29 protein-coding genes are annotated in these 23,164 nt (G+C 61.7%); 14 read left to right on the top strand and 15 right to left on the bottom strand.

The genetic code is table 11. The features are described from left to right. Positions 1-84 precede the first annotated feature (84 nt). The 3 genes from flhB to H7A77_RS01695 are packed head-to-tail and all read left to right on the top strand — an operon-like array spanning position 85 to position 3,711. Positions 85-1,236 (top strand): flagellar biosynthesis protein FlhB, encoded by a 1,152-nt coding sequence (flhB, locus tag H7A77_RS01705; RefSeq protein ID WP_033640021.1) that lies wholly within the window; start codon positions 85-87, stop codon positions 1,234-1,236. After that, positions 1,229-3,307, top strand: coding sequence for a flagellar biosynthesis protein FlhA (gene flhA / locus H7A77_RS01700; protein ID WP_033643531.1), 2,079 nt, complete (start codon positions 1,229-1,231; stop codon positions 3,305-3,307). Before flhB ends, flhA begins: the two co-directional genes overlap by 8 nt. Further along, positions 3,307-3,711 carry a flagellar protein FlhE gene (locus H7A77_RS01695; RefSeq protein WP_033643530.1) on the top strand — a complete coding sequence of 135 codons (405 nt, stop codon included), beginning with the start codon at positions 3,307-3,309 and terminating at the stop codon, positions 3,709-3,711. Before flhA ends, H7A77_RS01695 begins: the two co-directional genes overlap by 1 nt. Positions 3,712-3,713: 2 nt before the next feature. Here H7A77_RS01695 and H7A77_RS01690 read toward each other — a convergent pair whose 3' ends face one another. The 5 genes from H7A77_RS01690 to flgA all read right to left on the bottom strand — a co-directional run bounded on the left by H7A77_RS01690 (position 3,714) and on the right by flgA (position 6,179). Then, on the bottom strand, positions 3,714-4,016 hold the full coding sequence (locus tag H7A77_RS01690) for a DNA-binding transcriptional regulator (protein WP_015378258.1): 303 nt from the start codon (positions 4,014-4,016) through the stop codon (positions 3,714-3,716). Then, complete coding sequence (locus H7A77_RS01685; RefSeq protein ID WP_089191936.1) at positions 4,009-4,425, bottom strand: type II toxin-antitoxin system RelE/ParE family toxin; 417 nt, start codon at positions 4,423-4,425, stop codon at positions 4,009-4,011. Before H7A77_RS01685 ends, H7A77_RS01690 begins: the two co-directional genes overlap by 8 nt. Positions 4,426-4,612: 187 nt before the next feature. Then, complete coding sequence (locus H7A77_RS01680) at positions 4,613-5,047, bottom strand: flagella synthesis protein FlgN (RefSeq protein ID WP_033650863.1); 435 nt, start codon at positions 5,045-5,047, stop codon at positions 4,613-4,615. A 40-nt stretch (positions 5,048-5,087) separates the two neighbouring features. Next, positions 5,088-5,399, bottom strand: coding sequence for a flagellar biosynthesis anti-sigma factor FlgM (flgM, locus tag H7A77_RS01675; RefSeq protein ID WP_004934832.1), 312 nt, complete (start codon positions 5,397-5,399; stop codon positions 5,088-5,090). 129 nt (positions 5,400-5,528) lie between these two features. Next, on the bottom strand, positions 5,529-6,179 hold the full coding sequence (gene flgA / locus H7A77_RS01670; RefSeq protein ID WP_182073742.1) for a flagellar basal body P-ring formation chaperone FlgA: 651 nt from the start codon (positions 6,177-6,179) through the stop codon (positions 5,529-5,531). 160 nt (positions 6,180-6,339) lie between these two features. On the opposite strand from flgA, the gene flgB reads away from it, so the two are divergent. The 11 genes from flgB to flgL all read left to right on the top strand — a co-directional run bounded on the left by flgB (position 6,340) and on the right by flgL (position 16,415). Next, on the top strand, positions 6,340-6,753 hold the full coding sequence (flgB, locus tag H7A77_RS01665; protein ID WP_033643526.1) for a flagellar basal body rod protein FlgB: 414 nt from the start codon (positions 6,340-6,342) through the stop codon (positions 6,751-6,753). Positions 6,754-6,758: 5 nt separating this feature from the next. Next, positions 6,759-7,163 carry a flagellar basal body rod protein FlgC gene (flgC, locus tag H7A77_RS01660; protein ID WP_004934826.1) on the top strand — a complete coding sequence of 135 codons (405 nt, stop codon included), beginning with the start codon at positions 6,759-6,761 and terminating at the stop codon, positions 7,161-7,163. Between the two features lie 12 nt (positions 7,164-7,175). Beyond that, positions 7,176-7,853 carry a flagellar hook assembly protein FlgD gene (gene flgD / locus H7A77_RS01655; RefSeq protein ID WP_046896594.1) on the top strand — a complete coding sequence of 226 codons (678 nt, stop codon included), beginning with the start codon at positions 7,176-7,178 and terminating at the stop codon, positions 7,851-7,853. A 54-nt stretch (positions 7,854-7,907) separates the two neighbouring features. Further along, positions 7,908-9,131, top strand: a complete 1,224-nt coding sequence (gene flgE / locus H7A77_RS01650) for a flagellar hook protein FlgE (RefSeq protein ID WP_094142807.1) — start codon at positions 7,908-7,910, stop codon at positions 9,129-9,131. Between the two features lie 12 nt (positions 9,132-9,143). Beyond that, on the top strand, positions 9,144-9,899 hold the full coding sequence (locus H7A77_RS01645) for a flagellar basal body rod protein FlgF (protein ID WP_033643521.1): 756 nt from the start codon (positions 9,144-9,146) through the stop codon (positions 9,897-9,899). 18 nt (positions 9,900-9,917) lie between these two features. Next, positions 9,918-10,700: a flagellar basal-body rod protein FlgG gene (gene flgG / locus H7A77_RS01640; RefSeq protein WP_004934819.1), complete on the top strand. Its 783-nt coding sequence runs from the start codon at positions 9,918-9,920 to the stop codon at positions 10,698-10,700. Between the two features lie 83 nt (positions 10,701-10,783). Continuing rightward, positions 10,784-11,485: a flagellar basal body L-ring protein FlgH gene (gene flgH, locus H7A77_RS01635; protein ID WP_004934817.1), complete on the top strand. Its 702-nt coding sequence runs from the start codon at positions 10,784-10,786 to the stop codon at positions 11,483-11,485. Positions 11,486-11,495: 10 nt separating this feature from the next. Then, positions 11,496-12,596: a flagellar basal body P-ring protein FlgI gene (locus H7A77_RS01630; RefSeq protein WP_004934816.1), complete on the top strand. Its 1,101-nt coding sequence runs from the start codon at positions 11,496-11,498 to the stop codon at positions 12,594-12,596. Then, positions 12,596-13,540, top strand: coding sequence for a flagellar assembly peptidoglycan hydrolase FlgJ (gene flgJ / locus H7A77_RS01625; protein ID WP_033643520.1), 945 nt, complete (start codon positions 12,596-12,598; stop codon positions 13,538-13,540). The genes H7A77_RS01630 and flgJ overlap by 1 nt, the downstream gene beginning before the upstream one ends. 206 nt (positions 13,541-13,746) lie before the next feature. Continuing rightward, positions 13,747-15,396 carry a flagellar hook-associated protein FlgK gene (gene flgK, locus H7A77_RS01620; RefSeq protein ID WP_033643519.1) on the top strand — a complete coding sequence of 550 codons (1,650 nt, stop codon included), beginning with the start codon at positions 13,747-13,749 and terminating at the stop codon, positions 15,394-15,396. Positions 15,397-15,455: 59 nt separating this feature from the next. After that, positions 15,456-16,415 (top strand): flagellar hook-associated protein FlgL, encoded by a 960-nt coding sequence (gene flgL / locus H7A77_RS01615; protein ID WP_033643518.1) that lies wholly within the window; start codon positions 15,456-15,458, stop codon positions 16,413-16,415. Positions 16,416-16,687: 272 nt separating this feature from the next. Here flgL and sra read toward each other — a convergent pair whose 3' ends face one another. The 10 genes from sra to fliJ all read right to left on the bottom strand — a co-directional run bounded on the left by sra (position 16,688) and on the right by fliJ (position 23,157). Next, complete coding sequence (gene sra, locus H7A77_RS01610) at positions 16,688-16,822, bottom strand: stationary-phase-induced ribosome-associated protein (protein ID WP_004934807.1); 135 nt, start codon at positions 16,820-16,822, stop codon at positions 16,688-16,690. A 354-nt stretch (positions 16,823-17,176) separates the two neighbouring features. Then, on the bottom strand, positions 17,177-17,959 hold the full coding sequence (gene fliR, locus H7A77_RS01605) for a flagellar biosynthetic protein FliR (RefSeq protein WP_182073741.1): 783 nt from the start codon (positions 17,957-17,959) through the stop codon (positions 17,177-17,179). 2 nt (positions 17,960-17,961) lie between these two features. Next, complete coding sequence (fliQ, locus tag H7A77_RS01600; RefSeq protein WP_004934803.1) at positions 17,962-18,231, bottom strand: flagellar biosynthesis protein FliQ; 270 nt, start codon at positions 18,229-18,231, stop codon at positions 17,962-17,964. 21 nt (positions 18,232-18,252) lie between these two features. After that, complete coding sequence (gene fliP / locus H7A77_RS01595; RefSeq protein ID WP_033632755.1) at positions 18,253-19,014, bottom strand: flagellar type III secretion system pore protein FliP; 762 nt, start codon at positions 19,012-19,014, stop codon at positions 18,253-18,255. Beyond that, the gene (gene fliO, locus H7A77_RS01590; protein WP_182073740.1) at positions 19,011-19,415 is read right to left on the bottom strand and encodes a flagellar biosynthetic protein FliO; all 405 of its coding nucleotides are present in this window, start codon (positions 19,413-19,415) and stop codon (positions 19,011-19,013) included. Before fliO ends, fliP begins: the two co-directional genes overlap by 4 nt. Then, complete coding sequence (gene fliN / locus H7A77_RS01585; protein WP_004934799.1) at positions 19,415-19,831, bottom strand: flagellar motor switch protein FliN; 417 nt, start codon at positions 19,829-19,831, stop codon at positions 19,415-19,417. Before fliN ends, fliO begins: the two co-directional genes overlap by 1 nt. Further along, a complete protein-coding gene (gene fliM, locus H7A77_RS01580; RefSeq protein WP_004934798.1) occupies positions 19,824-20,828 on the bottom strand; it encodes a flagellar motor switch protein FliM in 1,005 nt (334 codons plus the stop codon). The genes fliN and fliM overlap by 8 nt, the downstream gene beginning before the upstream one ends. A gap of 5 nt (positions 20,829-20,833) precedes the next feature. After that, positions 20,834-21,319 (bottom strand): flagellar basal body-associated protein FliL, encoded by a 486-nt coding sequence (fliL, locus tag H7A77_RS01575; RefSeq protein WP_033643515.1) that lies wholly within the window; start codon positions 21,317-21,319, stop codon positions 20,834-20,836. 165 nt (positions 21,320-21,484) lie between these two features. Further along, positions 21,485-22,714, bottom strand: coding sequence for a flagellar hook-length control protein FliK (locus tag H7A77_RS01570; protein WP_182073739.1), 1,230 nt, complete (start codon positions 22,712-22,714; stop codon positions 21,485-21,487). Further along, positions 22,711-23,157: a flagellar export protein FliJ gene (gene fliJ / locus H7A77_RS01565; RefSeq protein WP_182073738.1), complete on the bottom strand. Its 447-nt coding sequence runs from the start codon at positions 23,155-23,157 to the stop codon at positions 22,711-22,713. The genes H7A77_RS01570 and fliJ overlap by 4 nt, the downstream gene beginning before the upstream one ends. Between the last annotated feature and the right edge of the window lie 7 nt (positions 23,158-23,164).

The following is a 23,164-nucleotide window of genomic DNA, read 5'->3' as shown; positions in this document are numbered from 1 at the left end:
CCCCGTTGTTCCGCCAATGACATCGCCAATTTTTTGGCATGCTGACCGCCATTCTTTACCCTCCCGACACAGGAACGGCGTTTCGTGGCTGAAGACAGCGATCTGGAAAAAAGCGAGGCCCCCACGCCCCACAGGCTGGAAAAGGCGCGTGAAGACGGCCAGATCCCGCGCTCCCGCGAGCTGACCTCGGTGCTGATGTTGCTCTCGGGCCTGGCGATTATCCTGATGTCCGGCAGCAACATGGCGCAACAGCTGGCGGCGATGCTCACGCAAGGGCTGAACTTTGACCACGGCATGGTCAGTAACGACAAGCAGATGCTTCGCCAACTGGGCATGTTGCTGCGTCAGGCGGTGCTGGCGCTGCTGCCGATCATGGCGGGGCTGGTGCTGGTGGCGCTCGCCGCGCCAATGCTGTTGGGGGGCATCTTGTTCAGCGGCAAGTCGATCAAGTTCGATATGAAGCGGCTAAACCCCCTGTCCGGGTTGAAACGCATCTTTTCCAGCCAGGTGTTGGCCGAGCTGCTGAAAGGGATCCTGAAAGCGACGCTGGTCGGCTGGGTGACCGGTCTTTATCTGTGGCACAACTGGGCGGCGATGCTGCATCTGATGACCCAGCAGCCGCTCGATGCGCTGGGCAATGCGCTGCAGATGATCCTGTTCTGCGGTTTTCTGGTGGTGCTGGGGCTGACGCCGATGGTGGCGTTCGACGTGTTCTACCAGCTGTGGAGCCACTTCAAAAAGCTGAAGATGACCAAGCAGGATATTCGCGACGAATTCAAGGATCAGGAAGGGGACCCGCACGTCAAGGGGCGCATTCGCCAGCAGCAGCGGGCGATCGCCCGGCGCCGCATGATGGCCGATGTGCCTAAGGCGGACGTGATCGTCACCAACCCGACGCACTACGCCGTCGCGTTGCAGTACAACGACAAGAAAATGAGTGCGCCGAAGGTGCTGGCCAAGGGGGCCGGCGAAATCGCCTTGCGCATTCGCGAGCTCGGCGCGGAGCACCGCATTCCGATGCTGGAGGCGCCGCCGCTGGCGCGCGCGCTGTATCGGCACAGCGAGATTGGACAACACATTCCGGCCACCCTGTATGCCGCGGTCGCCGAAGTGCTGGCCTGGGTGTACCAACTGCGCCGCTGGCGGCGCGAGGGCGGCCTGATCCCGAAAAAACCTGAACGTTTACCGGTGCCGGAAGCACTGGATTTTGCGAGAGAGAGTGACTCTGATGGCTAATTTGGCCTCCCTGCTTCGTTTGCCGGGCAATTTTAAAGATACGCAGTGGCAGGTGCTGGCCGGCCCGGTGCTGATCCTGCTGATTTTGTCGATGATGGTGTTGCCGCTGCCGGCGTTTATCCTCGACCTGCTGTTTACCTTCAACATCGCGCTGTCGATCATGGTGCTGCTGGTGGCGATGTTCACCCAGCGTACGCTCGAGTTCGCCGCTTTCCCGACCATCCTGCTGTTCTCCACATTGCTGCGTTTGTCGCTCAACGTCGCCTCGACGCGCATCATCTTGCTGGAAGGCCACACCGGTTCCGCCGCCGCCGGGCGCGTGGTGGAAGCCTTCGGCCACTTCCTGGTGGGCGGCAACTTCGCCATCGGCATCGTGGTGTTCATCATCCTGGTGCTGATCAACTTTATGGTAATTACCAAAGGTGCAGGGCGTATCGCCGAAGTGGGCGCGCGCTTCGTGCTGGACGGCATGCCGGGCAAACAGATGGCGATCGACGCCGATTTGAACGCCGGATTGATTGGCGAAGACGAAGCGAAGAAACGCCGCGCCGAAGTGACCCAGGAGGCCGATTTTTACGGCTCGATGGACGGCGCCAGTAAATTCGTGCGCGGCGACGCCATCGCCGGCCTGATGATCATGGTGCTGAACGTGGTCGGCGGCCTGTTGGTCGGCGTGGTGCAACACGGCATGGAACTGGGGGCGGCGGCGGAAAGCTATACGCTGCTGACCATCGGTGACGGCCTGGTGGCGCAGATCCCGGCATTGGTGATCTCCACCGCCGCCGGTGTCATCGTCACCCGCGTCGCGACCGATCAGGATGTCGGCGAGCAGATGGTGGGCCAGCTGTTCAACAATCCGCGCGTGATGCTGCTGAGTGCCGGGGTGCTGGGCCTACTGGGCCTGGTGCCGGGCATGCCGAACCTGGTGTTCCTGCTGTTTACCGCGGCTCTGCTGGGCCTCGCCTGGTGGCTGCGCGGCCGTGAACAACAGGCGCCGAAAACGGTGGAAGATCCGGTGATGCCGGAGAATCCGCAGGCCGCCGAGGCCAGCTGGGCCGACGTGCAGTTGGAAGATCCGCTGGGGATGGAAGTGGGCTACCGGTTGATTCCGATGGTCGATTTTCAACAGAACGGCGAGCTGCTTGGGCGTATCCGCGGGATCCGCAAGAAATTCGCCCAGGACATGGGTTATCTGCCGCCGGTGGTGCACATTCGCGACAACCTGGAACTGCCGCCAGCCAGCTATCGCATCCTGATGAAAGGCGTCGAGATCGGCAGCGGTGAAGCGCAGCCGGGCCGCTGGCTGGCGATCAACCCCGGCAATGCCGTGGGCGAGCTGGCGGGAGACAAAACCGTCGATCCCGCCTTCGGGCTGGAAGCGGTGTGGATAGACAGCGCCTTGCGCGAACAGGCGCAAATCCAGGGCTTTACCGTGGTGGAAGCCAGCACCGTGGTGGCGACGCACCTCAATCATCTGATTGGCCAGTTCGCCAGCGAGCTGTTCGGCCGCCAGGAGACCCAACAGCTGTTGGATCGCGTGTCGCAGGAGATGCCGAAGCTGACCGAAGACTTCGTGCCGGGCGTGGTGTCACTGACGACGCTGCACAAGGTGCTGCAAAATCTGCTGGCCGAGCGCGTGTCCATCCGCGATATGCGCACCATCGTCGAAACGCTGGCGGAACATGCCCCGGCGCAGAGCGATCCTTACGAATTGACCACCGTGGTGCGGGTGGCGCTGGGCCGGGCGATCACGCAGCAGTGGTTCCCGGGCAACGGCGAGATTCAGGTTATCGGCTTGGATACCCAGCTGGAGCGCCTGTTGCTGCAGGCGTTGCAGGGCGGCGGCGGTCTGGAGCCGGGGCTGGCTGACCGTCTGCTGGAGCAGGCGCGTCAGGCGCTGCAACGGCAAGAGATGCTCAGCGCGCCACCGGTGCTGTTGGTTAACCATGCGCTGCGTCCTTTACTGGCGCGCTTCCTGCGTCGCAGCCTGCCGCAGCTCGTGGTGCTGTCCAACCTGGAGATCAACGACGATCGCCAGATTCGCATGACCTCGACCATTGGAGCCGCCTGATGAAACGCTGTCTGTCCTTGTTGTGTTTGCTGGCGCCGCTAGCCGCCGGCGCGGTGTCCGGCTCCTGGGTGGCTGAAGGGGCGGGGGTCACGCTGGAACAGGGCGGGATGCGCGATGAATCCGCCGGTTTGCGGCCGCCGAACGCGCTGCCGGATGCCAATGCGCGCATCACCAGCGTCAGCTGGCGCTACCGTTTGCTGGGGCCAGAGCCCGTGGGGCTGCAGGCCCAGCTTTGCACGGTAAACCGCTGCATTCCGCTCGGCGGCGGCAGCGGCAGCAGCATCGGTCTGCAGGGCGAGCCGGCCAATGCGGAATTGCGCTTTGTCTATTACGTGCAGTCGCAAGGCGGGCTGAATCCGCCGCTGCGGGTGATTGGCAATCAGGTGATCGTCAATTATCAGTAACATCAGGCCAGTATTTGCAGGCCGTTGCGTTCCACCAGCGTCAGCAGTTTCATCGCGGCGGAGTTCGGTTGTGCTTCGCCGCGCTCCCATTTCTGTACCGCCTTTTTGCTGACGTTGAGATACAGCGCAAACACCGGCTGACTGACGTTTTCCCGTTCGCGCAGCGCGCGGATCTCGGCCGGCCCGAACTGCTTCACCGGCCGCAGGCACAGCATGTCGAAAGTGCGCATGGTCACGTCGTCGACGAAACCGGCGCGGTGCAGGCCCTGAACTTCCTGGTGGATCTCGGCAAGAATTTTACTCATCGCTTAGCCTCCGTAACTCCCTGTTGTTGACCAGTTGGTAGAGTCTGAATGGCGAATAATCCAGATACAGCGCAGCCAGATGTTTCAATCCCTGTAACTCATCCGCACTGATGTTTTCTCTCTCGCTTTTGGCAAAGCCGCGCATAAAAAACAGGCGGTCTTCATCGCGAAAAACGATCAGTACCCGATAGCCGCCACGTTTGCCCGCACCAGCCCGAGCGATGCGCTTTTTGTATACGCAACCGCCAAGATTGGCGTCGTACAGCTGATGTTGCATCTCTCGCGCCGCTTTCACTATCGTGGCGTCGCTAATGCGCTCGCGTGCGGCAAAACCCTGAAAGGTTTTGGTGAGATAATGTCGACCATTCGCTCTCCCTGCGAATCTATACCCGTTAAGGGTATATTTCAAGTGGTTTAAAAATAACCACAGGGTGACAAGCGGCCAAAGGGAAAGAAACAGCCAAATTCACGCCATGCGCAGCCTGGCGCAAAGTCTTAAGTGAATTCAAAGAGTGATAGGGAGAAAATGCGACGGGATGCACAGAAGCCGGTTAACGCATGCCCGGTGATAGGCTCACCGGGCGAAATGAGTCAGGTCAGACGCCGATTTTTCTGCCGAGCAGGCTGCCGGCGTGCGACTGGCCGTCCGGGCCATACAGCGATTTGTTGTTTTTGCTGAGGATGGCCAGCGCCTGAGCGTTATGGTCGATCTGCTGATTGAGCAGCAGGCCGTTGTGCTGGTTCTTTTCGCGCAGCGTTTGGCTCAGCAATTGAACGCGCTGCCAACGGTCGGCCAGGGGGGCGTGGCTGGCATAGGGCGCGCGTTGCCCGCAGGTTTTTTCCTGCCCCAGGCGCTGTTGCTCGAGGTAGGCGACCGTCGCCAGCAGTTGGCTTTTGGCATCGGTTACGCGCTGCAAGGCCACGCCCGGCAGCTGGCCGGAGCATAACAGATCGTGCTCTTCTTCCAGCACGCCATTGAGCGCCTGCAGCGTTTCCAACAGTTTGTCCAGCAGTTGTGCCAGCTTTTCCATAGTGATGACTTATCCTTTACCGCTAACCGCCGCCGCGTTGTCAGTCGCGTCCGGCGATCCATTGAACATCGCTCTGCGCGTCTTGCAGCAGTGCGTCGGCGATTTTGCCGGCGTCCATCTTCAGTTCACCGTTGCGGATCGCCTGCTTGATGGCCTCGACCCGGCCCATATCGATATCCTGGGTGCCCGGCTGCATCAGGCGCGCCTGCGCCTCGCTCAGTTTGACCTGCGTACCGCTGACGGCGGTTTCGGCCACGGCGGCCTTACGCGGCTGGAGCGGGTTGTCGGCCGGGGTTTCACGCGGTTGCACAGTGGAAACCGGCTGTAACCGCTGGGTGCGATCGATACTCATGGTCCATCTCCGTTTACGCCGTGACCGCACTCGGGCGACGACGCTGCAATGAAAGTGTTGCGGCCCTGATGGCCAATAAAATGCTGCTTGATTTGTCTTATCGGCAAGGTTTGCGGAACCTTTACTTTTTTATAACGTAATGCGAATCGCGCCGTCGTCCCCGACCACGCCGCTGACGATTTGCCCGGACGCCATGCGCACGCGCACGCTGCCTTCGGCGGCGGCGTTGTTCATCGCCTTGCCCGCGCCGCTAATGCTGAATCCTTCGCCCTGTGCATTGACCCGCACCGGTTGCCCGGCCTTGATAATCCAGGCCCGGCGCAGCATGGCGAGGGTCAGCGGCTGGCCGGGGCTGATGTTGCGCAGGCTGACGGCGCCTAACGCTTTGCCCGCTTCGGTCAGCGCGCGCGGCGGCAGGGTATCGAGCCGACCTTCTTTCAACGTCAGGTCCGCCGCCGTCAACCGGCTGCCGGCGTTGATGCCGCGCGCCGAAACGAGATAGCGGCCGAACACCTGCACCTGCGTCTGGATAAAACGCCGCTCCTGGCCACAGCGCGCCGAAATGCTGACGTTGCCGCCAATCCGCGCGTTGGGCGGCAGCGACAGCTGCGGCAGTTCGCAAGCGGGCCATTGGTTCGGCGGCGTGCGCACCCGCACTTTTACCTGTACCGGTTCGCCGCTGAACTTGCCTTGGATGAAGCTTTCGATTTGCGTCGCCAGATCGTCGGCGCGCGCGTTCAGACTGCACAGCAGGCCGATAAGCAGCATTTTACCTTTCATCGTCATCTTCTCAAGCTTCATCGGGATACGCGTAAGTGTACCCGCAGCGCGCGCAGGCTAAGCAGATAAATAGCGCCCCATTTTGCGTTTATTCCCGCGATAGGGTAGCGCGGGGGGCGTTTATGCTGTCGACTCCAAATTCTAACCTCGCGGAGGGAGCATGCTCGACAAACTGGACGCGGCTCTGCGCTTTGGCCAAGAGGCGCTGAACTTGCGCGCCCAGCGGCAGGAAATTCTGGCCGCCAACATCGCCAACGCAGACACACCGGGTTATCAGGCGCGGGATATCGATTTCGCCAGCCAATTGAACAAAGTGATGGAGCAGGGGCGCGTCAGCGGCAACGGCATGGCGCTCAACCTGACGGCGGCGCGCCATATCCCGGCGCAGACCCTGCAGCCGCCGCAGCTCGATCTGCTGTTCCGGGTGCCGGATCAGCCGTCGATGGACGGCAACACGGTGGACATGGATCGCGAACGCACCAACTTTGCCGATAACAGCCTGAAATATCAGACCGACCTGACGCTGCTCAACGGTCAGATCAAAGGGATGATGTCCGTACTGCAACAAGGATAAGGCGCATGTCTTTACTGAATATTTTTGATATCTCCGGCTCGGCGTTATCGGCGCAATCCCAGCGCATGAACGTCAGCGCCAGCAACATGGCCAACGCCGACAGCGTGACCGGCCCGGACGGCGAACCTTACCGCGCCAAGCAGGTGGTGTTCCAGGTCGCGGCGGCGCCGGGACAGCCGACCGGCGGCGTGCGCGTTGCCCAGGTGGTGGACGATCCGGCGCCCGAGCGTCTGGTGTATCAGCCGGGCAACCCGCTGGCGGACGCCAAGGGGTATGTGCGCATGCCGAACGTCGACGTAGTGGGGGAAATGGTCAACACCATCTCCGCTTCCCGCAGCTATCAGGCCAACGTTGAGGTGCTTAACACCACCAAGTCGATGATGATGAAAACCCTGACGCTGGGTCAGTAACCGGAGGTTCCCATGGCTATCGCCGCAACCACGAACGAGTCGTTGGACAACACCGTCATCGGTAACAACAGCAAAAATACCAACAGCCAGGATCTGCACAACAGCTTCCTGACGCTGCTGGTGGCGCAGTTGAAAAACCAGGATCCGACCAATCCGATGCAGAACAACGAACTGACCTCGCAGCTGGCGCAGATCAACACCGTTCAGGGCATCGAAAAACTCAACACCACGCTGGGGTCGATCTCCGGCCAGATCAACAGCAATCAGTCGCTGCAGGCCACCGCGCTGATCGGCCACGGCGTGATGGTGCCGGGCAGCAACATTCTAGTCGGCAGCAAGGACGGCAAAGTCAGCACCACGCCGTTCGGCGTGGAACTGGAGCGCGCCGCCGACCAGGTAACCGCCACCATCACCAACGCCAGCGGGCAGGTGGTGCGCACCATCGAAATCGGCGGTCTGACCGCCGGCGTGCATGCCTTCACCTGGGACGGTTCGCTGGATGACGGCTCCACCGCGCCCGACGGCGCCTACAAAGTGGCGATTAACGCCAAAGGCAACGGCGAGCAGTTGGTGGCGCGCAGCCTGCACTTCGGCTTGGTGAACGGCGTGATCCGCGACGGCAACGGCGCCAAGCTGGATCTCGGTCTGGCGGGCAACGCCACCCTGGAAGACGTGCGACAGATCTTATAACCCTAAGCATCAGGCTCAATCGGACGATAGCCTGACCACTATTCGGAGAATAACATGGCTTTTTCTCAGGCAGTCAGCGGCTTGAACGCGGCAGCAACCAACCTGGACGTGATCGGTAACAACATCGCCAACTCCGCGACTGCGGGCTTCAAATCCGGCAGCGTCTCCTTTGCCGACATGTTCGCCGGTTCACAGGTCGGTCTGGGCGTTAAAGTGTCCGGCATCACCCAGAACTTCAAGGGCGGCACCACCACCGGTACCAGCCGTGCGCTGGATGTGGCCATCAACGGCAACGGCTTTTTCCGCATGCAGGATAAAGACGGCGGCATCTTCTATACCCGCAACGGCCAATTCAAGCTGGACGAGAACCGCAATCTGACCAACATGCAGGGTCTGCAGCTGACCGGCTACCCGGCGGCCGGCTCCCCGCCGACCATTCAGCAGGGCGCCAACCCGGTGCCGCTGAGCATTCCTGAAGGCATGATGAACGCGAAAGCGTCCACCTCCGGCCAGATGGTCGCCAACCTGAAGTCGACCCATAAAGTGCCGGAGAACAAGACCTTCGATCCGACCAAGCAGGACAGCTACAACTACGTCAACACCATCACCGCCTACGACTCGCTGGGTAACGCGCACAACATCAACGCCTACTTCGTGAAGACCGAAGACAACAAGTGGCAGGTCTACACCCAGGACGGCAGCGCCGCGCCGGTTGACGCCGGCACCATGGAGTTCAGCACCAGCGGCAACCTGGTGAAAACCACCAGCACCAACGGCGCGCCGGGCGAGTTCAGCATGGTGATCCCGATGACCGCCAAAGACGGCGCGCCGGCGCAAAACTTCACCCTGAGCTTCGCCGGCAGCATGCAGCAGAACGTGGGCAGCGACTCGGTGAGCAAGGTCTCGCAGGACGGTTATGCCGCCGGCGAATACACCAACTTCCAGATCAACAACGACGGCACAGTGGTGGGCATCTACTCCAACCAGCAAACCCAGGTGCTGGGCCAGATCGTCATGGCTAACTTCTCCAACCCGGAAGGGCTGGCGTCGCAGGGCGATAACGTTTGGCAGGAAACCGGCGCGTCCGGTCAGCCGCGCGTCGGTCTGTCGGGCGGTGGCGGCTTCGGTAAGCTGACCAGCGGCGCGCTGGAGTCTTCCAACGTCGATCTGAGCCAGGAGCTGGTGAACATGATCGTCGCACAGCGTAACTATCAGTCCAACGCCCAGACCATCAAGACGCAGGACTCCATTCTGCAGACGTTGGTTAGCCTGCGCTAATAGGGTCGAGTTATGGATCACGCGATTTATACCGCGATGGGCGCGGCGCGCCAAACGCTGGAGCAGCAGTCCATTACCGCCAACAACCTGGCCAACGCGTCGACGCCGGGCTTTCGCGCCCAGCTCGCCGCGCTGCGCGCGGTGCCGGTTGACGGGCCGAGCCTGGCGACGCGCACATTGGTGGCCGCGTCGACGCCGGGCGCTGACATGAGCCAGGGGGCGCTGAACTATACGGCGCGCCCGCTGGACGTGGCGCTGCAGCAGGACGGTTTCCTGGCGGTGAGCCTGCCGGGCGGCGGTGAAGCCTACACCCGCAACGGCAACATCCAGATCTCCTCCACCGGGCAGTTGACGGTGCAGGGGCTGCCGGTGATGGGCGATGGGGGGCCGATCGAGGTGCCGCCGTCGGCAGAGATCACCATCGCCGCTGACGGCACCATTTCAGCGCTGAACGCCGGCGATCCGCCGAACACCATCGCGCAGATCGGCCGCCTGAAGCTGGTGAAAGCCGACGCGCGTGAAGTGATGCGCGGTGACGACGGGCTGTTCCGCCTGACGCCGGAAACCCAACAGCTGCGCGGCAATCAGTTGCAAAACGATCCGCAGGTGCGGGTGATGCCCGGGGTGCTGGAAGGCAGCAACGTCAAGCCGATGGAGACCATGGTAGACATGATCGCCAACGCTCGCCGTTTTGAAATGCAAATGAAGGTCATCCACAGCGTGGATGAAAACGAACAGCGTGCCAACTCACTGCTCTCAGTGAGCTAAGCAGCAAGGAAATAACCGATGATTCCATCCTTATGGATTGCCAAAACCGGTCTGGACGCGCAGCAGACCAACATGGACGTGATCGCCAACAACCTGGCGAACGTCAGCACCAACGGCTTCAAACGCCAGCGTGCGGTATTTGAAGATCTGCTGTACCAGACCATGCGTCAGCCGGGGGCGCAGTCCTCCGAGCAGACCACGCTGCCTTCCGGTCTGCAGATTGGCACCGGCGTGCGTCCGGTGGCGACCGAGCGGCTGCACAGCCAGGGCAACCTGTCGCAGACCAACAACAGCAAAGACGTCGCCATCAAGGGGCAGGGGTTCTTCCAGGTGATGTTGCCGGACGGCACCCAGGCCTACACGCGCGACGGCTCGTTCCAGATCGATCAGAACGGCCAGTTGGTCACCTCCAGCGGTTTCCAGGTGCAGCCGGCGATCACCATTCCGGCTAACGCGCTGTCCATCACCGTCGGCCGCGACGGCATCGTCAGCGTCACCCAGCAGGGGCAAACCGCCGCCCAGCAGGTGGGTCAACTGACGCTGACGACCTTTGTCAACGACAGCGGTCTGGAGAGCGTGGGCGAGAACCTGTATCAGGAAACCGAAAGCTCGGGCGCGCCGAACGAGAGCACGCCGGGGCTGAACGGCGCCGGTCTGCTGTATCAGGGCTACGTGGAGACCTCCAACGTTAACGTGGCGGAAGAGCTGGTCAACATGATCCAGACTCAGCGCGCTTACGAGATCAACAGCAAAGCGGTATCGACTTCCGATCAGATGCTGCAAAAGCTGACGCAACTGTAATCTGTCATTGACGGGCCCGGCTTGCCGCGCCCGTCATTCTCTTTCGTGAAACAAAGGCGATACCCGTGGTAACCACATATTCGATGGCAATCCTGCCGCGGCAGGGACAACGCTGGCTGGCGGGAATGGTGATGCTGACGCTGAGCGGCTGCGCTTATATTCCGCATAAACCGCTGGTGGACGGTGCGACCACGGCGCAGCCCGCGCCGGCCAGCGCGCCGATGCCGAACGGCTCGATCTTCCAGACGGTGCAGCCGATGAACTACGGCTATCAGCCGCTGTTCGAAGACCGCCGTCCGCGCAACGTCGGCGACACCCTGACCATCGTGCTGCAGGAAAACGTCAGCGCCAGCAAGAGCTCCTCCGCCAATGCCAGCCGCAACGGCGCCAGCAAGTTCGGCGTCGCCACCTCGCCGCGTTACCTTGACGGCCTGTTGGGCAATGCGCGCGCCGATATGGACATTTCCGGCGACAGCACCTTCGGCGGCAAGGGCGGGGCCAACGCCAACAACACCTTCAACGGCACCATAACGGTGACGGTCAACCAGGTGCTGGCCAACGGCAACCTGCACGTGGTGGGGGAAAAGCAGATCGCCATCAACCAGGGCACCGAATTCATTCGTTTCTCCGGCGTCGTCAACCCGCGCACCATCAGCGGCAACAACTCGGTCACCTCGACGCAGGTGGCGGACGCGCGGATCGAATACGTCGGCAATGGCTATATCAACGAAGCGCAGACCATGGGCTGGCTGCAGCGCTTCTTCTTAAATGTTTCACCGTTCTAAGGATTGACTGATGCTGAAAAAATGGTTTATCGCGCTGTGCGTCGGGCTGGTGTGCTTGCCGGCGGCGGCGGAGCGCATCCGCGATCTGGTGACGGTGCAGGGCGTGCGAGACAACGCCCTGATCGGCTATGGCCTGGTGGTGGGGCTGGACGGCTCCGGCGACCAGACCATGCAGACGCCGTTCACCACCCAAAGCCTGAGCAACATGCTGTCGCAGCTGGGCATCACCGTGCCGCCGGGCACCAACATGCAGCTGAAAAACGTGGCGGCGGTGATGGTGACCGCCAAACTGCCGCCGTTCTCGCGCGCCGGGCAGAACATCGACGTGGTGGTCTCATCAATGGGCAACGCCAAGAGCCTGCGCGGCGGCACCTTGCTGATGACGCCGCTGAAAGGCGTGGATAACCAGGTCTATGCGCTGGCGCAGGGCAACGTGCTGGTCGGCGGCGCGGGCGCGGCGGCCGGCGGCAGCAGCGTGCAGGTCAATCAACTGGCGGGCGGGCGCATCAGCAACGGCGCCACCATCGAGCGCGAGCTGCCGACCACCTTCGGCAGCGGCGGCGTACTCAACCTGCAGCTGAACGACGAAGACTTCACGCTGGCGCAGCAGATCAGCGACGCCATCAACCGCCAACGCGGCGGCGGCACCGCGACGCCGCTCGACGCCCGTACGATCCAGGTGCTGGTGCCGCAGGGCAACAGCTCTCAGGTGCGCTTCCTGGCGGAGATTCAAAACATCACCGTCAACGTCGGCGCAATGGACGCCAAAGTGATCATCAACTCGCGCACCGGGTCGGTGGTGATGAACCGCGATGTGATCCTCGATTCCTGCGCCGTCGCCCAGGGCAACCTGTCGGTGGTGGTCGATCGGCAAAATACCGTCAGCCAACCGACGACGCCGTTCGGCGGCGGCCAGACGGTGGTGACGCCAAACACCCAGATCTCGGTGCAACAGCAGGGCGGGTCGCTGCAGAAGGTGAACGCCAGCGCCAACCTGAACAACGTCATTCGCGCGCTGAACGCGCTGGGCGCCACGCCGATCGATCTGATGTCGATCCTGCAGGCGATGCAGAGCGCCGGCTGCCTGCGCGCCAAGCTGGAAATCATCTGATGGCGGGCGATCTGATGGCGATGTCGGGCGCGGCCTATGACGCCCAGGCGCTGAATGGCCTGAAGCGCGACGCGGCGGCCGACCCGCAGGGCAACCTCAAGCAGGTGGCCCAGCAGGTGGAAGGCATGTTCGTGCAGATGATGCTGAAAAGCATGCGTTCCGCCTTGCCGCAGGACGGGGTGTTGAGCAGCGATCAAACGCGGCTCTATACCTCGATGTACGATCAGCAAATCGCCCAGCAGATGTCGCAAAAAGGGCTGGGGCTGGCCGACATGATGGTCAAGCAGATGAGCAACGCCAACGCGGTGCCGAGCGAAACCGCGGGCATGTCGCCGATGGCGCTGGACAACGAGGTGCTGCAAACGCTGCCGAACCAGGCGCTGGAGCAGATGGTGCGCCGGGCGATGCCGAAAGCCCCGCCGGCCGCCGCGCCGCTGTCGCTCAACAACGGCAACTTCGTCGCTCGTCTGTCGATACCGGCGAAGGTCGCCAGCCAGCAGAGCGGCATTCCGCATCAGCTGATCGTCGCGCAGGCGGCGCTGGAATCCGGCTGGGGGCAGCGCGAGATCCCGACCTCAGACGGCACGCCGAGCTACAACCTGTTCGGCATCAAGGCCGGCGGCAGCTGGAGCGGGCCGGTGACGGAGATCACCACCACCGAGTTCGAACAGGGCGCGGCGAAGAAGGTGAAGGCGAAGTTCCGCGTTTACGGGTCGTACGTCGAAGCGATCGCCGATTACGTCAAACTGCTGACCAACAACCCGCGCTACGCCGACGTGGCCGCCGCGCGCAGCCCGGAGCAGGCGGCGCATGCGCTGCAGCGCGCCGGGTACGCCACCGATCCCCAGTACGCCAGCAAGTTGGTCAGCGTGATTCAGCAGATGAAGAGCGCGGGGGAACAGGCGGTGAAAGCTTACACCCACGATCTGAAAGATTTGTTCTAAATCCCCGTCATTCTTGACGCCGCTGCGGCGCCAATTATTTAGGGGGTAGGCGGCAATGGAGGCTCGCTGGATGCTGACCGCATTGCCGCTTTTTTTCCTCAAGTTCTTCTCATTTTTGCCGATAACCGAAACAGGCTGAGCGAACAGGCTCAGCAGCTCAATTAAGAACCCTGTGGGCCACCGGCGCCGCAGCATAAGGAATTCCGATGTCCAATAGCTTAATCAATACCGCGATGAGCGGGCTGAATGCGGCTCAGGTGGCGCTCAGTACCGTCAGCAACAACATCTCCAACTACAACGTGGCGGGCTACAACCGTCAGACCGCGATCCTGGCGCAGAACGGCGGCATGGCCACCATGAGCGGCTTTATCGGCAACGGCGTGACCGTCACCAGCGTTAACCGCGAGTACAACCAGTTCATCACCAACCAGCTGCGCGGCGCGCAAAGCGCGTTCGGGGCGCAAAACGCCTATTACGAGAAGATTTCGCAGATCGACAACCTGTTGGCGAGCAAGACCAACCCGCTGTCGACCAACATGCAGGATTTCTTTACCAACCTGCAGAACCTGGTGAGCAACGCCGGTGACGACGCCGCGCGCCAGACAGTGCTGGGCAAGGCCAACGGCCTGGTGAACCAGTTCAACAACACCGACAAATTCCTGCGCGACATGGACAACGGCGTCAATCAGCAGATCAGCGATACGGCGCAGCAGATCAACAGCTACGGCCAACAGATCGCCAAGCTGAACGACGAGATCACCCGTTTGCGCGGCAGCGCCGGCGGCGAACCGAATGCGTTGCTGGATCAGCGCGATCAGCTGGTCACCGAATTGAACCAGCTGGTGGGCGTACAGGTCACGCAACAGGACGGCGACGCCTATACCGTTTCCTTCGCCAACGGTTTGACCCTGGTGCAGGGCAGCAATACGTATCAGGTGGAAGCCGTGCCTTCCAGCAGCGATCCTTCCCGTCTGACCATCGGCTATAACCGCGGCAACGGCGCCAGCGAAGTGCCGGAAGGCCAGATCACCAGCGGCACGCTGAGCGGCGTGCTGAAATTCCGCAGCGAAACGCTGGACGGCGTGCGCAATCAGCTGGGCCAGTTGGCGCTGGCGATGGCGGACAGCTTTAACCAACAGCATCGCGCCGGCTTCGATCTGAACGGTGACGCGGGCGGCGACTTCTTCAGCTTCAGCGGCGGCCGGGTGGTGGATAACACCCGCAACACCGGCGACGCGTCGCTGTCGGTCTCTTACACCGATACCGGCAAGGTGAAGGCCAACGATTATCGCGTCGAGTTCGACGGCAGCAACTGGCAGGTCAGCCGCCTGCCGGACAACGTGAAAGTTAACGCGACGCCGGGCACCAGCGCCGACGGTAAACCGACGCTGAACTTCGACGGGTTGGAAGTGAGCATCGACGGCAATGCTCAGGCCAAAGACAGCTTCACCGTGAAACCGGTCAGCGACGTGGCGGGTAACCTGAAAGTGGCCATCACCGATTCGTCCAAGATCGCCGCCGCCGGTAAAGACGACAGCGGCCGCGGCGATAACGAGAACGCCAAGAAACTGCTGGATCTGCAAACCAAAAACCTGGTGGACGGCAAAGCGACCCTGAGCGGCGCTTACGCCGGCATCGTCAGCGGCGTCGGCAACCAGACCGCCGCCGCCAAGGCCATCGCCACGTCGCAGGCCAAAATCGTCACCCAGCTGGGCGCGCAACAGCAGTCGATGTCCGGCGTCAACCTTGACGAAGAGTACGGTGAACTGCTGCGTTTCCAGCAGTACTACATGGCCAACGCGCAGGTGATTCAGACCGCCAGCTCGCTGTTCGACGCGCTGCTGAACATTCGTTGATTTCATTGTTAATCGGCGCCGATAACGGCGCCGGTCGCTCAGAGTAAGGAACCCACAGCATGCGCATGAGTACCGGCATGATGTACCAACAAAACATGAACGGCATCACGGGCAACCAGTCGCTGTTCATGAAGGCCGCCGAGCAGCTTTCCTCCGGCAAGCGAGTGATCAACCCGTCCGACGATCCGTTGGCGGCGTCGCGCGCGGTGATGCTGTCGCAGTCGCAGGCGGAAAACAGTCAATACACGCTGGCGCGCACCTTCGCCCGTCAGAACGTGTCGATGGAAGAAACGGTATTGGCCGGCGCGACCTCCACCATCGCGGACATGAAGGCGTTGATCGTCAACGCCGGCGGCACCGAAAGCGATAACGATCGCCAGTCGCTGGCCACCCAGCTGCAGGGGTTGAAAGATCAGCTGCTGAACCAGGCCAACAGCACCGACGGCAACGGCCGCTATATGTTCGGCGGGTATGTGAACGACAAGGCGCCGTTCGTCGACAACGGTGGCACCGTCAGTTACCAGGGCGGCGACAAGACGGTTGAGCAGAAAGTGGACGCCAACCGCACCATGACCATCGGCCATACCGGCAACGCGGTGTTCATGTCGTTGACCAGCAATCCGAAGCCCGAGCCGGACGGCAGCGCGCCGGTCAGCAACGTATTCGAGAGCATCGATATTGCGCTGAACGCGCTGAAAACCCCGCTGCAGGGCGCCGACGAGGCCACCAAGCAGCAGGTGAACGATGCGCTGGCGAAAGCCAACCGCGGTCTGGACAACTCCTACAACAACGTGCTGAGCGTGCGCGCCGAGCTGGGCAGCCAGCTGCAGGAGATGGATCAGTTGGACAGCATCGGTAAAGAGCGCGACATGACCAATCAGATCCAGATGAGCGCGCTGACGGATGCCGACCTGGCCGAGTCTATCTCGTCCTACTTCATGCAGCAGGCGGCGCTGCAGGCGTCGTACAAAACCTTCAGCGATATGCAGGGCATGTCGTTGTTCCAGATGAATCGTTAAGAGCAATACCCCGTTGCCTGACCGCGACGGGTTTCCCTTTAGTGCGCTTAGAAAACGCCTTCTCCGCCCCGCGGGGAGGGAGGCTTCTTGAAACCGGGTGCACTCGTTTGGCGCGTCGCTCGTTCTCCCACTACTGACTGAGTGACGCGCCTTTTTTTCATCAGGGAAGAAATAATACGATTGTCACCCCTGTTTAATGCGCGATGACATTATTGAAATCAGCGGTGTAAAAATCACGATGGATATTATTTCCCTGACGATAAATATCGATGCTATTTCTTTTTCTTCACCACTTTCCATTTTTCACCGGCGGCCGTTTCGCTGATGGCAACTTTAAATTTGTTGCTTTTCCAGTGGGCCATGCCGAATAATCGGCGTGCTTTGCGGTTGCTTTTCGCTTTAATCATGATCTCGCTCCTGTAGTTAGCAAAGGTCGATGCTGCGCCCTGCAACCGGCAGGCTGCCGGACGCATTTATTCAGGGTGTAAGTTATCTGCCGCGCATTTAACTCTGCGTGGCTGCGTTATTTTATTTTTCTCTAACCAATAAATTTATATTATCGCTGCGGGTGACTGATGGGGTGCGGGCGATATTTTTCTACCGGGTCTATTTTAGGTTGGGGTTTTATTTATTCAAGCCGCCGGAGACATTTGAACCTTAATCCGGATAAAAGACGTTTCTCAGGCTTTTGTCCCAAGAAAGCGTTTTTATTGCCATTTTGTCTCAGGCGGAAGAGGGAGAAAGGAAGGGGCCGCAGGGGCTCAGAAGGTCATGCCGCCGATCACCGCCGCCAGTCGATCGAAGATTTCACCGAACAGGTGCTCACAGAACGGCGCCAACATCGGCATCATCATGCCCAGCGTCATGATGCCGAAGGTCATGGTGACCGGGAAACCGATCACGAAGACCGACAGCTGTGGCGTCATGCGGTTGAGTAGGCCGAGCGCCATGTTGAGCGTCAACAGCAGGCAGATCAGCGGCAATGCCAGCATCATGCCGTTGATGAAGATCAGCGAGCCGACCTGAGTCAACACCAGGAAGCCGTTGCCGTTCAGCGGCTGCGTTTGGATCGGCAGGGTATGGAAGCTGTCCGCCAGCAGCGAAATCAGCCACAGATGGCCGTCAAAGCTGAGGAACAGCAACATCGCCAGCAGGTTGAGCAGGCGCGCCAGCACCGGCATGTTCGGGCCGCCGCTGGGATCGAAGAAAGTGGCGAACGACAGTCCCATCTGCATGCCGATCACTTCCCCCGCCAGGCGCACCGCCGCGAAGGCGAACTGCATGGTCAATCCGAGCGCCACGCCGATCAGAATCTGCTGAATCGCCAGCCACAGGCCGGCGGCGGAGAAGATGGGGATATTGGTGGCGGGCAGCGTCGGCGCAATCAGGATGACGATCAGCCCGCCAAGGCCGATTTTGACCTTTTTGCTGATTTGCTTTTCGCTGAATATCGGCGCGGTGCTTATCAGCGCCAGAATGCGCAGCAGCGGCCAAAAGTAGTGGCTGAGCCAGACGGTGAGCTGGGCGCTGTCGAAGGTGAGCACGGTCAGCCGATCAGGGTAGGCAGGTTGCTGAACAGGGTGCGCATGTAGTCCAGCAACAGATTCAACATCCAGGGACCGGCAATGATGATGGTGGCCACCACCGCCAGAATTTTAGGGATGAACGACAGCGTCATTTCGTTGATCTGGGTGGCGGCCTGCAGCAGGCTGACGACCAGGCCGCTGATCAGCGCCGCCAGCAGCAGCGGGGCGGCCAGCGCCAGCGCGACTTTCATCGCCTCGGTGCCGAGCGCCATAACCGATTCAGGTGTCATCTCGCTTTCTCCGGTCAGGGGTTACGAATAGAAGCTCTGCGCCAGCGAGCCGAGCAGCAGCTGCCAGCCATCGACCAGCACGAACAGCATCAGCTTGAACGGCAGCGAGATGGTGGCGGGCGGCACCATCATCATCCCCAGCGCCATCAGCACGCTGGCGACCACCAGGTCGATGATCAGGAACGGAATGAACACCGTAAAGCCGATCTGGAAGGCGGTTTTCAGTTCGCTGGTGACGTAGGCGGGCAGCAGGATGCGCATCGGCACCGCTTCCGGGCCGGCCAGCGGCGGCTGATTGGCCAGCCTGGCGTACAGCGCGAGATCGGTTTCGCGCGTTTGACGCAGCATGAATTCGCGCAGCGGCTGCGCGCCTTTATCCAGCGCGACTTCCAGCCCGATTTTGTCCTGGCTGAACGGCAGATAGGCATCCTGATAAACCTTGTCGAACACCGGCGACATGATGAAGAAGGTCAGGAACAGCGCCAGCCCCAGCATCACCTGGTTCGGCGGCGCCGACGGCGTGCCCAGCGCGTTGCGCAGCAGGCCGAGCACGATGATGATGCGGGTGAAGCTGGTCATCATCAGCAGCATGGCCGGCAGGAAGGTCAGCGAGGTCAACAGCACCAGCGTCTGCACCGGCAGCGACCAGCTCTGGCCGCCGTTGGCCAGCGGCTGGCTGATCAGCCCCGGCAGTTGCGCGAAAGCCGCCGGGCTGATGAACAGCAGGGCGGCAGGGAGCCAAACCGCCGGGCGGCGGACGAGGGTATGAAGAGTCGAGGTCATGCCGATTTTTCCGGGCGTTTCAGAACTTTTTGCATCAGTTGGCGGAAGTCCGACGGTGTCGCCGCGTCGGCCTCGCCTGCGTCTTTCGGCGGAGCGGGCAGGGTGTGCAGCGGGGTGATCTGCTGGGCGGTGACGCCCAATACCAACAAGGTGTCGTCGACTTCCACCACCACCACGCGCTCGCGCTGCCCGACCTGGCAACTGGCGCGCAGGTTAAGCAGTTTGTTGTTGCGCGCCTGCGGGGCGAAACCCAGCCGACGGAACAGCCAACCGGCCAGCAGGATCAGCAGCAGAATGCCGCCGAGCGCGCTGCTGACCTGCATCAACACCGAACCGGCCGGCAGGGCCGGCGCGGCGGGCGGTTGGGTGCTTTGGACGGTAACGGGCGCCGCGGCGGTCATCAGCGGCTCAGTCGACGCATGCGTTCGGATGGGGTGATGATGTCGGTGATGCGCACGCCGAACTTGTCGGCCACCACCACCACTTCACCTTGCGCGATCAGGTAACCGTTGATCAGGATATCCAGCGGTTCGCCGGCCAGGCCGTCCAGCGCCACCACCGAGCCTTGCGACAGGCGCAGCAACTCTTTAATGGTCATCTTGGTGCGCCCCAGTTCCACGGTCAGCTTGACCGGAATATCCAGGATCAGGTCGATATCCTGCAGGCTGCCGAGCGCATCCTGAGCTTCCAGCGACTTGAACACCCCTTCGGTGCTCGCGCCGGATTTCTCTGAAGACTGCTGCTCGTTAAACGCATCAGCCCACAGATCGTCTACGGATTCCTTTCCTTCGCCAGACGGTTGCTTAGGATCACTCATTGGGCTGTTCCTCACTCAGAGCATTCAAAATAGGGTTAATCAAATGTTCAACACGCAGGGCGTATTGCCCGTTTAACGTGCCGTATTGGCTGGTCAGAACCGGTACGCCGTCCACATGGGCGATCAGGCGTTCCGGCTTGTCTATCGGTAATACATCGCCCGGTTGCAGCTTCAGGACTTTCGACAGCCGCATCGGGATATCGACGAAGTTGGCGATCAGCTCCAGTTCGGAGTGCTGCACCTGCTTCACCAGCGTTTCGCGCCAGTGGCTGTCTTCCTGCCGCGAATTTTCCAGCGGCGGGTTGGTCAACAGTTCGCGCAGCGGTTCGATCATCGCGAATGGAATGCAGATGTTGAACTCGCCGGTCAGCGCGCCGATCTCCACCTGGAACGGCGTGGTGACCACGATGTCGTTCGGCGAGGTGGTGATGTTGGTGAACTTCACCTGCATTTCGGCGCGCACGTACTCCACGTCGATCTTGTAGATGGCGCTCCAGGCGTCGCCGTAGGCGTCCAGCGCCAGGCGCAGCATGCGCTTGATCACCCGCTGTTCGGTCGGGGTGAACTCGCGGCCTTCGACCTTGGTCGGGAAGCGGCCGTCGCCGCCGAACAGGTTATCGACGGCGATGAACACCAGGCTCGGCGCGAACACGAACAGGGCAGTGCCGCGCAGCGGATTCAGGTGCACCAGGTTCAGGTTGGTCGGCACCGGCAGGTTGCGGGCGAACTCGTGATACGGCTGAATTTTGATCGGGCCGACGGTAATGTCCGGGCTGCGGCGCAGCAGGTTGAACAACCCCATGCGGAACTGCCGGGCAAAACGTTCGTTGATGATTTCCAGCGCGTGCAGTCGCTCGCGCACCACGCGGCGCTGGGTGTTCGGATCGTAAGGCTTGACCTCGCTCTCTTTGCCGACCACCGCTTCGGGTTCATCACCCGCGCTGTCGCCGTTGAGCAAGGCGTCGATCTCTGCCTGTGAAAGAATGCTATCGCCCATAGTGATTACCGCAGTATGAAGGCGGTGAACAGCACGTCGCTGACCACCTGCTTCGGTTGTCCCTTAACCAGCGGCGGGCTGAGCACGTCCTTAATCTGCGCCACCAGCTGTTGCTTCCCTTGTTCATTGGCCAACTGACTCGCTTCCTGACGGGAAAGCAGCATCAGCAAGCGGCTGCGCACCTCCGGCAGAAAATCGTTCAGCTGACGGCGGGTACTTTCGTCCGGCAGGCGCAGCGTGAGGCCGATATACAGCACGCGATCCGGGTTGTTGTCCGGCGTCACCAGGTTGACGGTAAAGGTGTCGAGCGGCATGAACACCGGCGCGGCCGGCGGTTGCTGTTTGACGGCGGCCGGTTCGGCGCCGTTTTTATGCTGTTGCAGCAGCCACCAGCTGTAGCCCGCGGCGCCACAGGCGACGACGCTGATCAATACCAGCAGGATGACCAGAAGGGGACGTTTCGGTGCTGCCGGAAGGGAGTTCTGAGACATAGCCAAATCTAATTCCTGTTGTTACACCCGCGGCCTGCGTGGCGGCGGGCATAGCGCGCGGCAAAGCCGCACGCATGACATGTAAAGGTATTATCGCGTCTATCGCGGCGTGCAATAGCCTGAATAGACGCGCAAATGGGTGCCAGCTTGGGCGTTTGCAGCGGCTCAGGCGAAAATATCGACGCCGTTGACCGCGCTGGCCATGCGCTGCAACGCCACCGGCGCGCTGACGCCGTCCGCGGCCGCAGCCTCGCCGCCAGCGTGTTCAGCATAGCTGGAACGCCCCTGGCCATTGGAAGCCTGCTGCTGCGCCTGTTGCCATTGCGGGGTGGACTCGCCGCCCACGCTGCTCTGCCCCAGGTTGATGCCGCTCTCGGCCAGCGCGTGACGCAGCTGCGGCATCGCCGCTTCCACCGCCGCACGCACCTGACCGTGGGCGGAGGCAATGTGCAATTGCGCCTGCTGATCGTCCAGTTTCAACGTGATCTGCAAGGCGCCCAGCTCCTGCGGGTGCAGGCGCAGCTCGGCGCTTTGCTGGCCGTTGCGGTGGAACATCAGCACCTGTTGGTTCAACGCCTGCTGCCATTCCGGGCTGCCCAGCTGCGCGTTTAACTGCGGCGTAGGCGGTGCGGTCACCAGCGCGCCGGCCGGGGCGGCCGTTTGCGTGGGGCTGGCGGCGGCCAGGGCGACGGCGTGATTGAGCGTCGTCGGCTGCTGCGTATCGCTCGCCGGCAGCGGTTGAGCGGCACTGGCGCGCTCGCCGCTGGTCGGCTGCGGGAGCGCCGCCGTGGCGCTATCGCCGTCCGGGGCAGGGTTTTTAGCGTTTGTCACCGTCGTGGCGGCTGACGCCGACGAGCGCGCGGCGGTGTTATCACCGGCCGCCGCGATGTTCAGCAGGCCGTTGCCGGGCTGCAGCGCGGTCGCATCGTCAGCGTTTTCCACCGGCAGCGGCTGCTGGCCGTCGGCCGGTTGAGTCTGGGCGACGATCGCGGCCGGCAGCATGGCGTACAGCGCCTGCAGCGTCGCGGCATCCAGCTCTTTGGCCGCGGCGATCGGCGGCTGCGCCGGTTTATCGCCGGCGAGGGGCGCATCGGTCTCGGGGCGTTCAGATGAAAGCGCATCGGCTGAGATTGCCGGGTTCTCCAGCAGGCCGCCGCGCTCGCCGAAGGCGGCCAGCAGTTGATTGAGCTGGTTGCGGCTCAGGGCCGGGGCGCGTTCATCGTCCGCGCTCAGCGCGACCGGCGGCTGTTTGCCATCGGCGGCGGGCGCGAAACGCGCGCCGAGCAACTGGGCGAATGCCGTTGACAGTTGACTCTCATCCAGCGCCGACGTCAGTTCGGCCAGGCCGCCGGCATCGCCGGGTAAGGCCAGGCCGGGCAGGGCGTTCAGATTCATGGGTTGATATTCCTTTGTGCACTGCGTTGAGCGAACTCATCCATCAGTTTTTGATCCCGTTTATTCTCCTGCTGCTGCTCCGCATTTAAGGCGCGGTTATGCAGGGTCTCGAAAGCGTTCAACCGCTGTTGTTTGTCTTGCCATTGCTTCACCGCATGATCCACTTTCTGCCCCCACTGCAGCAGCTGCTGGCGGTGCTGGTCGATGGCCTGTTCCAGCGTGCCGATAAACTGCTGGTAGTTTTGCCAGCGTGAGCTGTCCATGCCGTCGCAGAGCGTATGATTCAGCTTCTGGCGGTATTCGTCCTGATAGTTGAGCAGCATCGACAGCTGTTGCTCCGCCGCCTGCTGCGCCTGCCGAACCTTGCCCAGCTGTTGCGCGGCTTGTTCCACCGCGTCCTGCGCCAGATCGCGCAGGGTAATCAGGGGTGACTGTGATTTCATCGCTCTG

It is taken from the genome of Serratia sp. ME47, assembly GCF_903970925.1.
Taxonomy (GTDB): domain Bacteria; phylum Pseudomonadota; class Gammaproteobacteria; order Enterobacterales; family Enterobacteriaceae; genus Serratia; species Serratia ureilytica.
The sequence above is the reverse complement of the archived record's forward strand: the minus strand, read 5'-3'. Positions and strand labels throughout refer to the sequence as shown.

What these genes read in the sequence shown, in the direction of transcription:
- flgE (WP_094142807.1), top strand. Translation starts at nt 7,908, where the DNA reads ATGGCTTTTTCTCAGGCAGTCAGCGGCTTGAACGCGGCAGCAACCAAC.
- fliN (WP_004934799.1), bottom strand. Translation starts at nt 19,831, where the DNA reads ATGAGTGATCCTAAGCAACCGTCTGGCGAAGGAAAGGAATCCGTAGAC.
- H7A77_RS01630 (WP_004934816.1), top strand. Translation starts at nt 11,496, where the DNA reads ATGCTGAAAAAATGGTTTATCGCGCTGTGCGTCGGGCTGGTGTGCTTG.
- fliQ (WP_004934803.1), bottom strand. Translation starts at nt 18,231, where the DNA reads ATGACACCTGAATCGGTTATGGCGCTCGGCACCGAGGCGATGAAAGTC.
- flgK (WP_033643519.1), top strand. Translation starts at nt 13,747, where the DNA reads ATGTCCAATAGCTTAATCAATACCGCGATGAGCGGGCTGAATGCGGCT.
- sra (WP_004934807.1), bottom strand. Translation starts at nt 16,822, where the DNA reads ATGATTAAAGCGAAAAGCAACCGCAAAGCACGCCGATTATTCGGCATG.
- flgB (WP_033643526.1), top strand. Translation starts at nt 6,340, where the DNA reads ATGCTCGACAAACTGGACGCGGCTCTGCGCTTTGGCCAAGAGGCGCTG.
- flgA (WP_182073742.1), bottom strand. Translation starts at nt 6,179, where the DNA reads ATGAAAGGTAAAATGCTGCTTATCGGCCTGCTGTGCAGTCTGAACGCG.
- flgH (WP_004934817.1), top strand. Translation starts at nt 10,784, where the DNA reads ATGGCAATCCTGCCGCGGCAGGGACAACGCTGGCTGGCGGGAATGGTG.
- H7A77_RS01695 (WP_033643530.1), top strand. Translation starts at nt 3,307, where the DNA reads ATGAAACGCTGTCTGTCCTTGTTGTGTTTGCTGGCGCCGCTAGCCGCC.
- flhA (WP_033643531.1), top strand. Translation starts at nt 1,229, where the DNA reads ATGGCTAATTTGGCCTCCCTGCTTCGTTTGCCGGGCAATTTTAAAGAT.
- fliJ (WP_182073738.1), bottom strand. Translation starts at nt 23,157, where the DNA reads ATGAAATCACAGTCACCCCTGATTACCCTGCGCGATCTGGCGCAGGAC.
- fliL (WP_033643515.1), bottom strand. Translation starts at nt 21,319, where the DNA reads ATGTCTCAGAACTCCCTTCCGGCAGCACCGAAACGTCCCCTTCTGGTC.
- flgG (WP_004934819.1), top strand. Translation starts at nt 9,918, where the DNA reads ATGATTCCATCCTTATGGATTGCCAAAACCGGTCTGGACGCGCAGCAG.
- fliM (WP_004934798.1), bottom strand. Translation starts at nt 20,828, where the DNA reads ATGGGCGATAGCATTCTTTCACAGGCAGAGATCGACGCCTTGCTCAAC.
- H7A77_RS01680 (WP_033650863.1), bottom strand. Translation starts at nt 5,047, where the DNA reads ATGGAAAAGCTGGCACAACTGCTGGACAAACTGTTGGAAACGCTGCAG.
- fliP (WP_033632755.1), bottom strand. Translation starts at nt 19,014, where the DNA reads ATGACCTCGACTCTTCATACCCTCGTCCGCCGCCCGGCGGTTTGGCTC.
- flgC (WP_004934826.1), top strand. Translation starts at nt 6,759, where the DNA reads ATGTCTTTACTGAATATTTTTGATATCTCCGGCTCGGCGTTATCGGCG.
- flgM (WP_004934832.1), bottom strand. Translation starts at nt 5,399, where the DNA reads ATGAGTATCGATCGCACCCAGCGGTTACAGCCGGTTTCCACTGTGCAA.
- H7A77_RS01645 (WP_033643521.1), top strand. Translation starts at nt 9,144, where the DNA reads ATGGATCACGCGATTTATACCGCGATGGGCGCGGCGCGCCAAACGCTG.
- fliO (WP_182073740.1), bottom strand. Translation starts at nt 19,415, where the DNA reads ATGACCGCCGCGGCGCCCGTTACCGTCCAAAGCACCCAACCGCCCGCC.
- flgJ (WP_033643520.1), top strand. Translation starts at nt 12,596, where the DNA reads ATGGCGGGCGATCTGATGGCGATGTCGGGCGCGGCCTATGACGCCCAG.
- H7A77_RS01690 (WP_015378258.1), bottom strand. Translation starts at nt 4,016, where the DNA reads ATGAGTAAAATTCTTGCCGAGATCCACCAGGAAGTTCAGGGCCTGCAC.
- flgD (WP_046896594.1), top strand. Translation starts at nt 7,176, where the DNA reads ATGGCTATCGCCGCAACCACGAACGAGTCGTTGGACAACACCGTCATC.
- flgL (WP_033643518.1), top strand. Translation starts at nt 15,456, where the DNA reads ATGCGCATGAGTACCGGCATGATGTACCAACAAAACATGAACGGCATC.
- H7A77_RS01570 (WP_182073739.1), bottom strand. Translation starts at nt 22,714, where the DNA reads ATGAATCTGAACGCCCTGCCCGGCCTGGCCTTACCCGGCGATGCCGGC.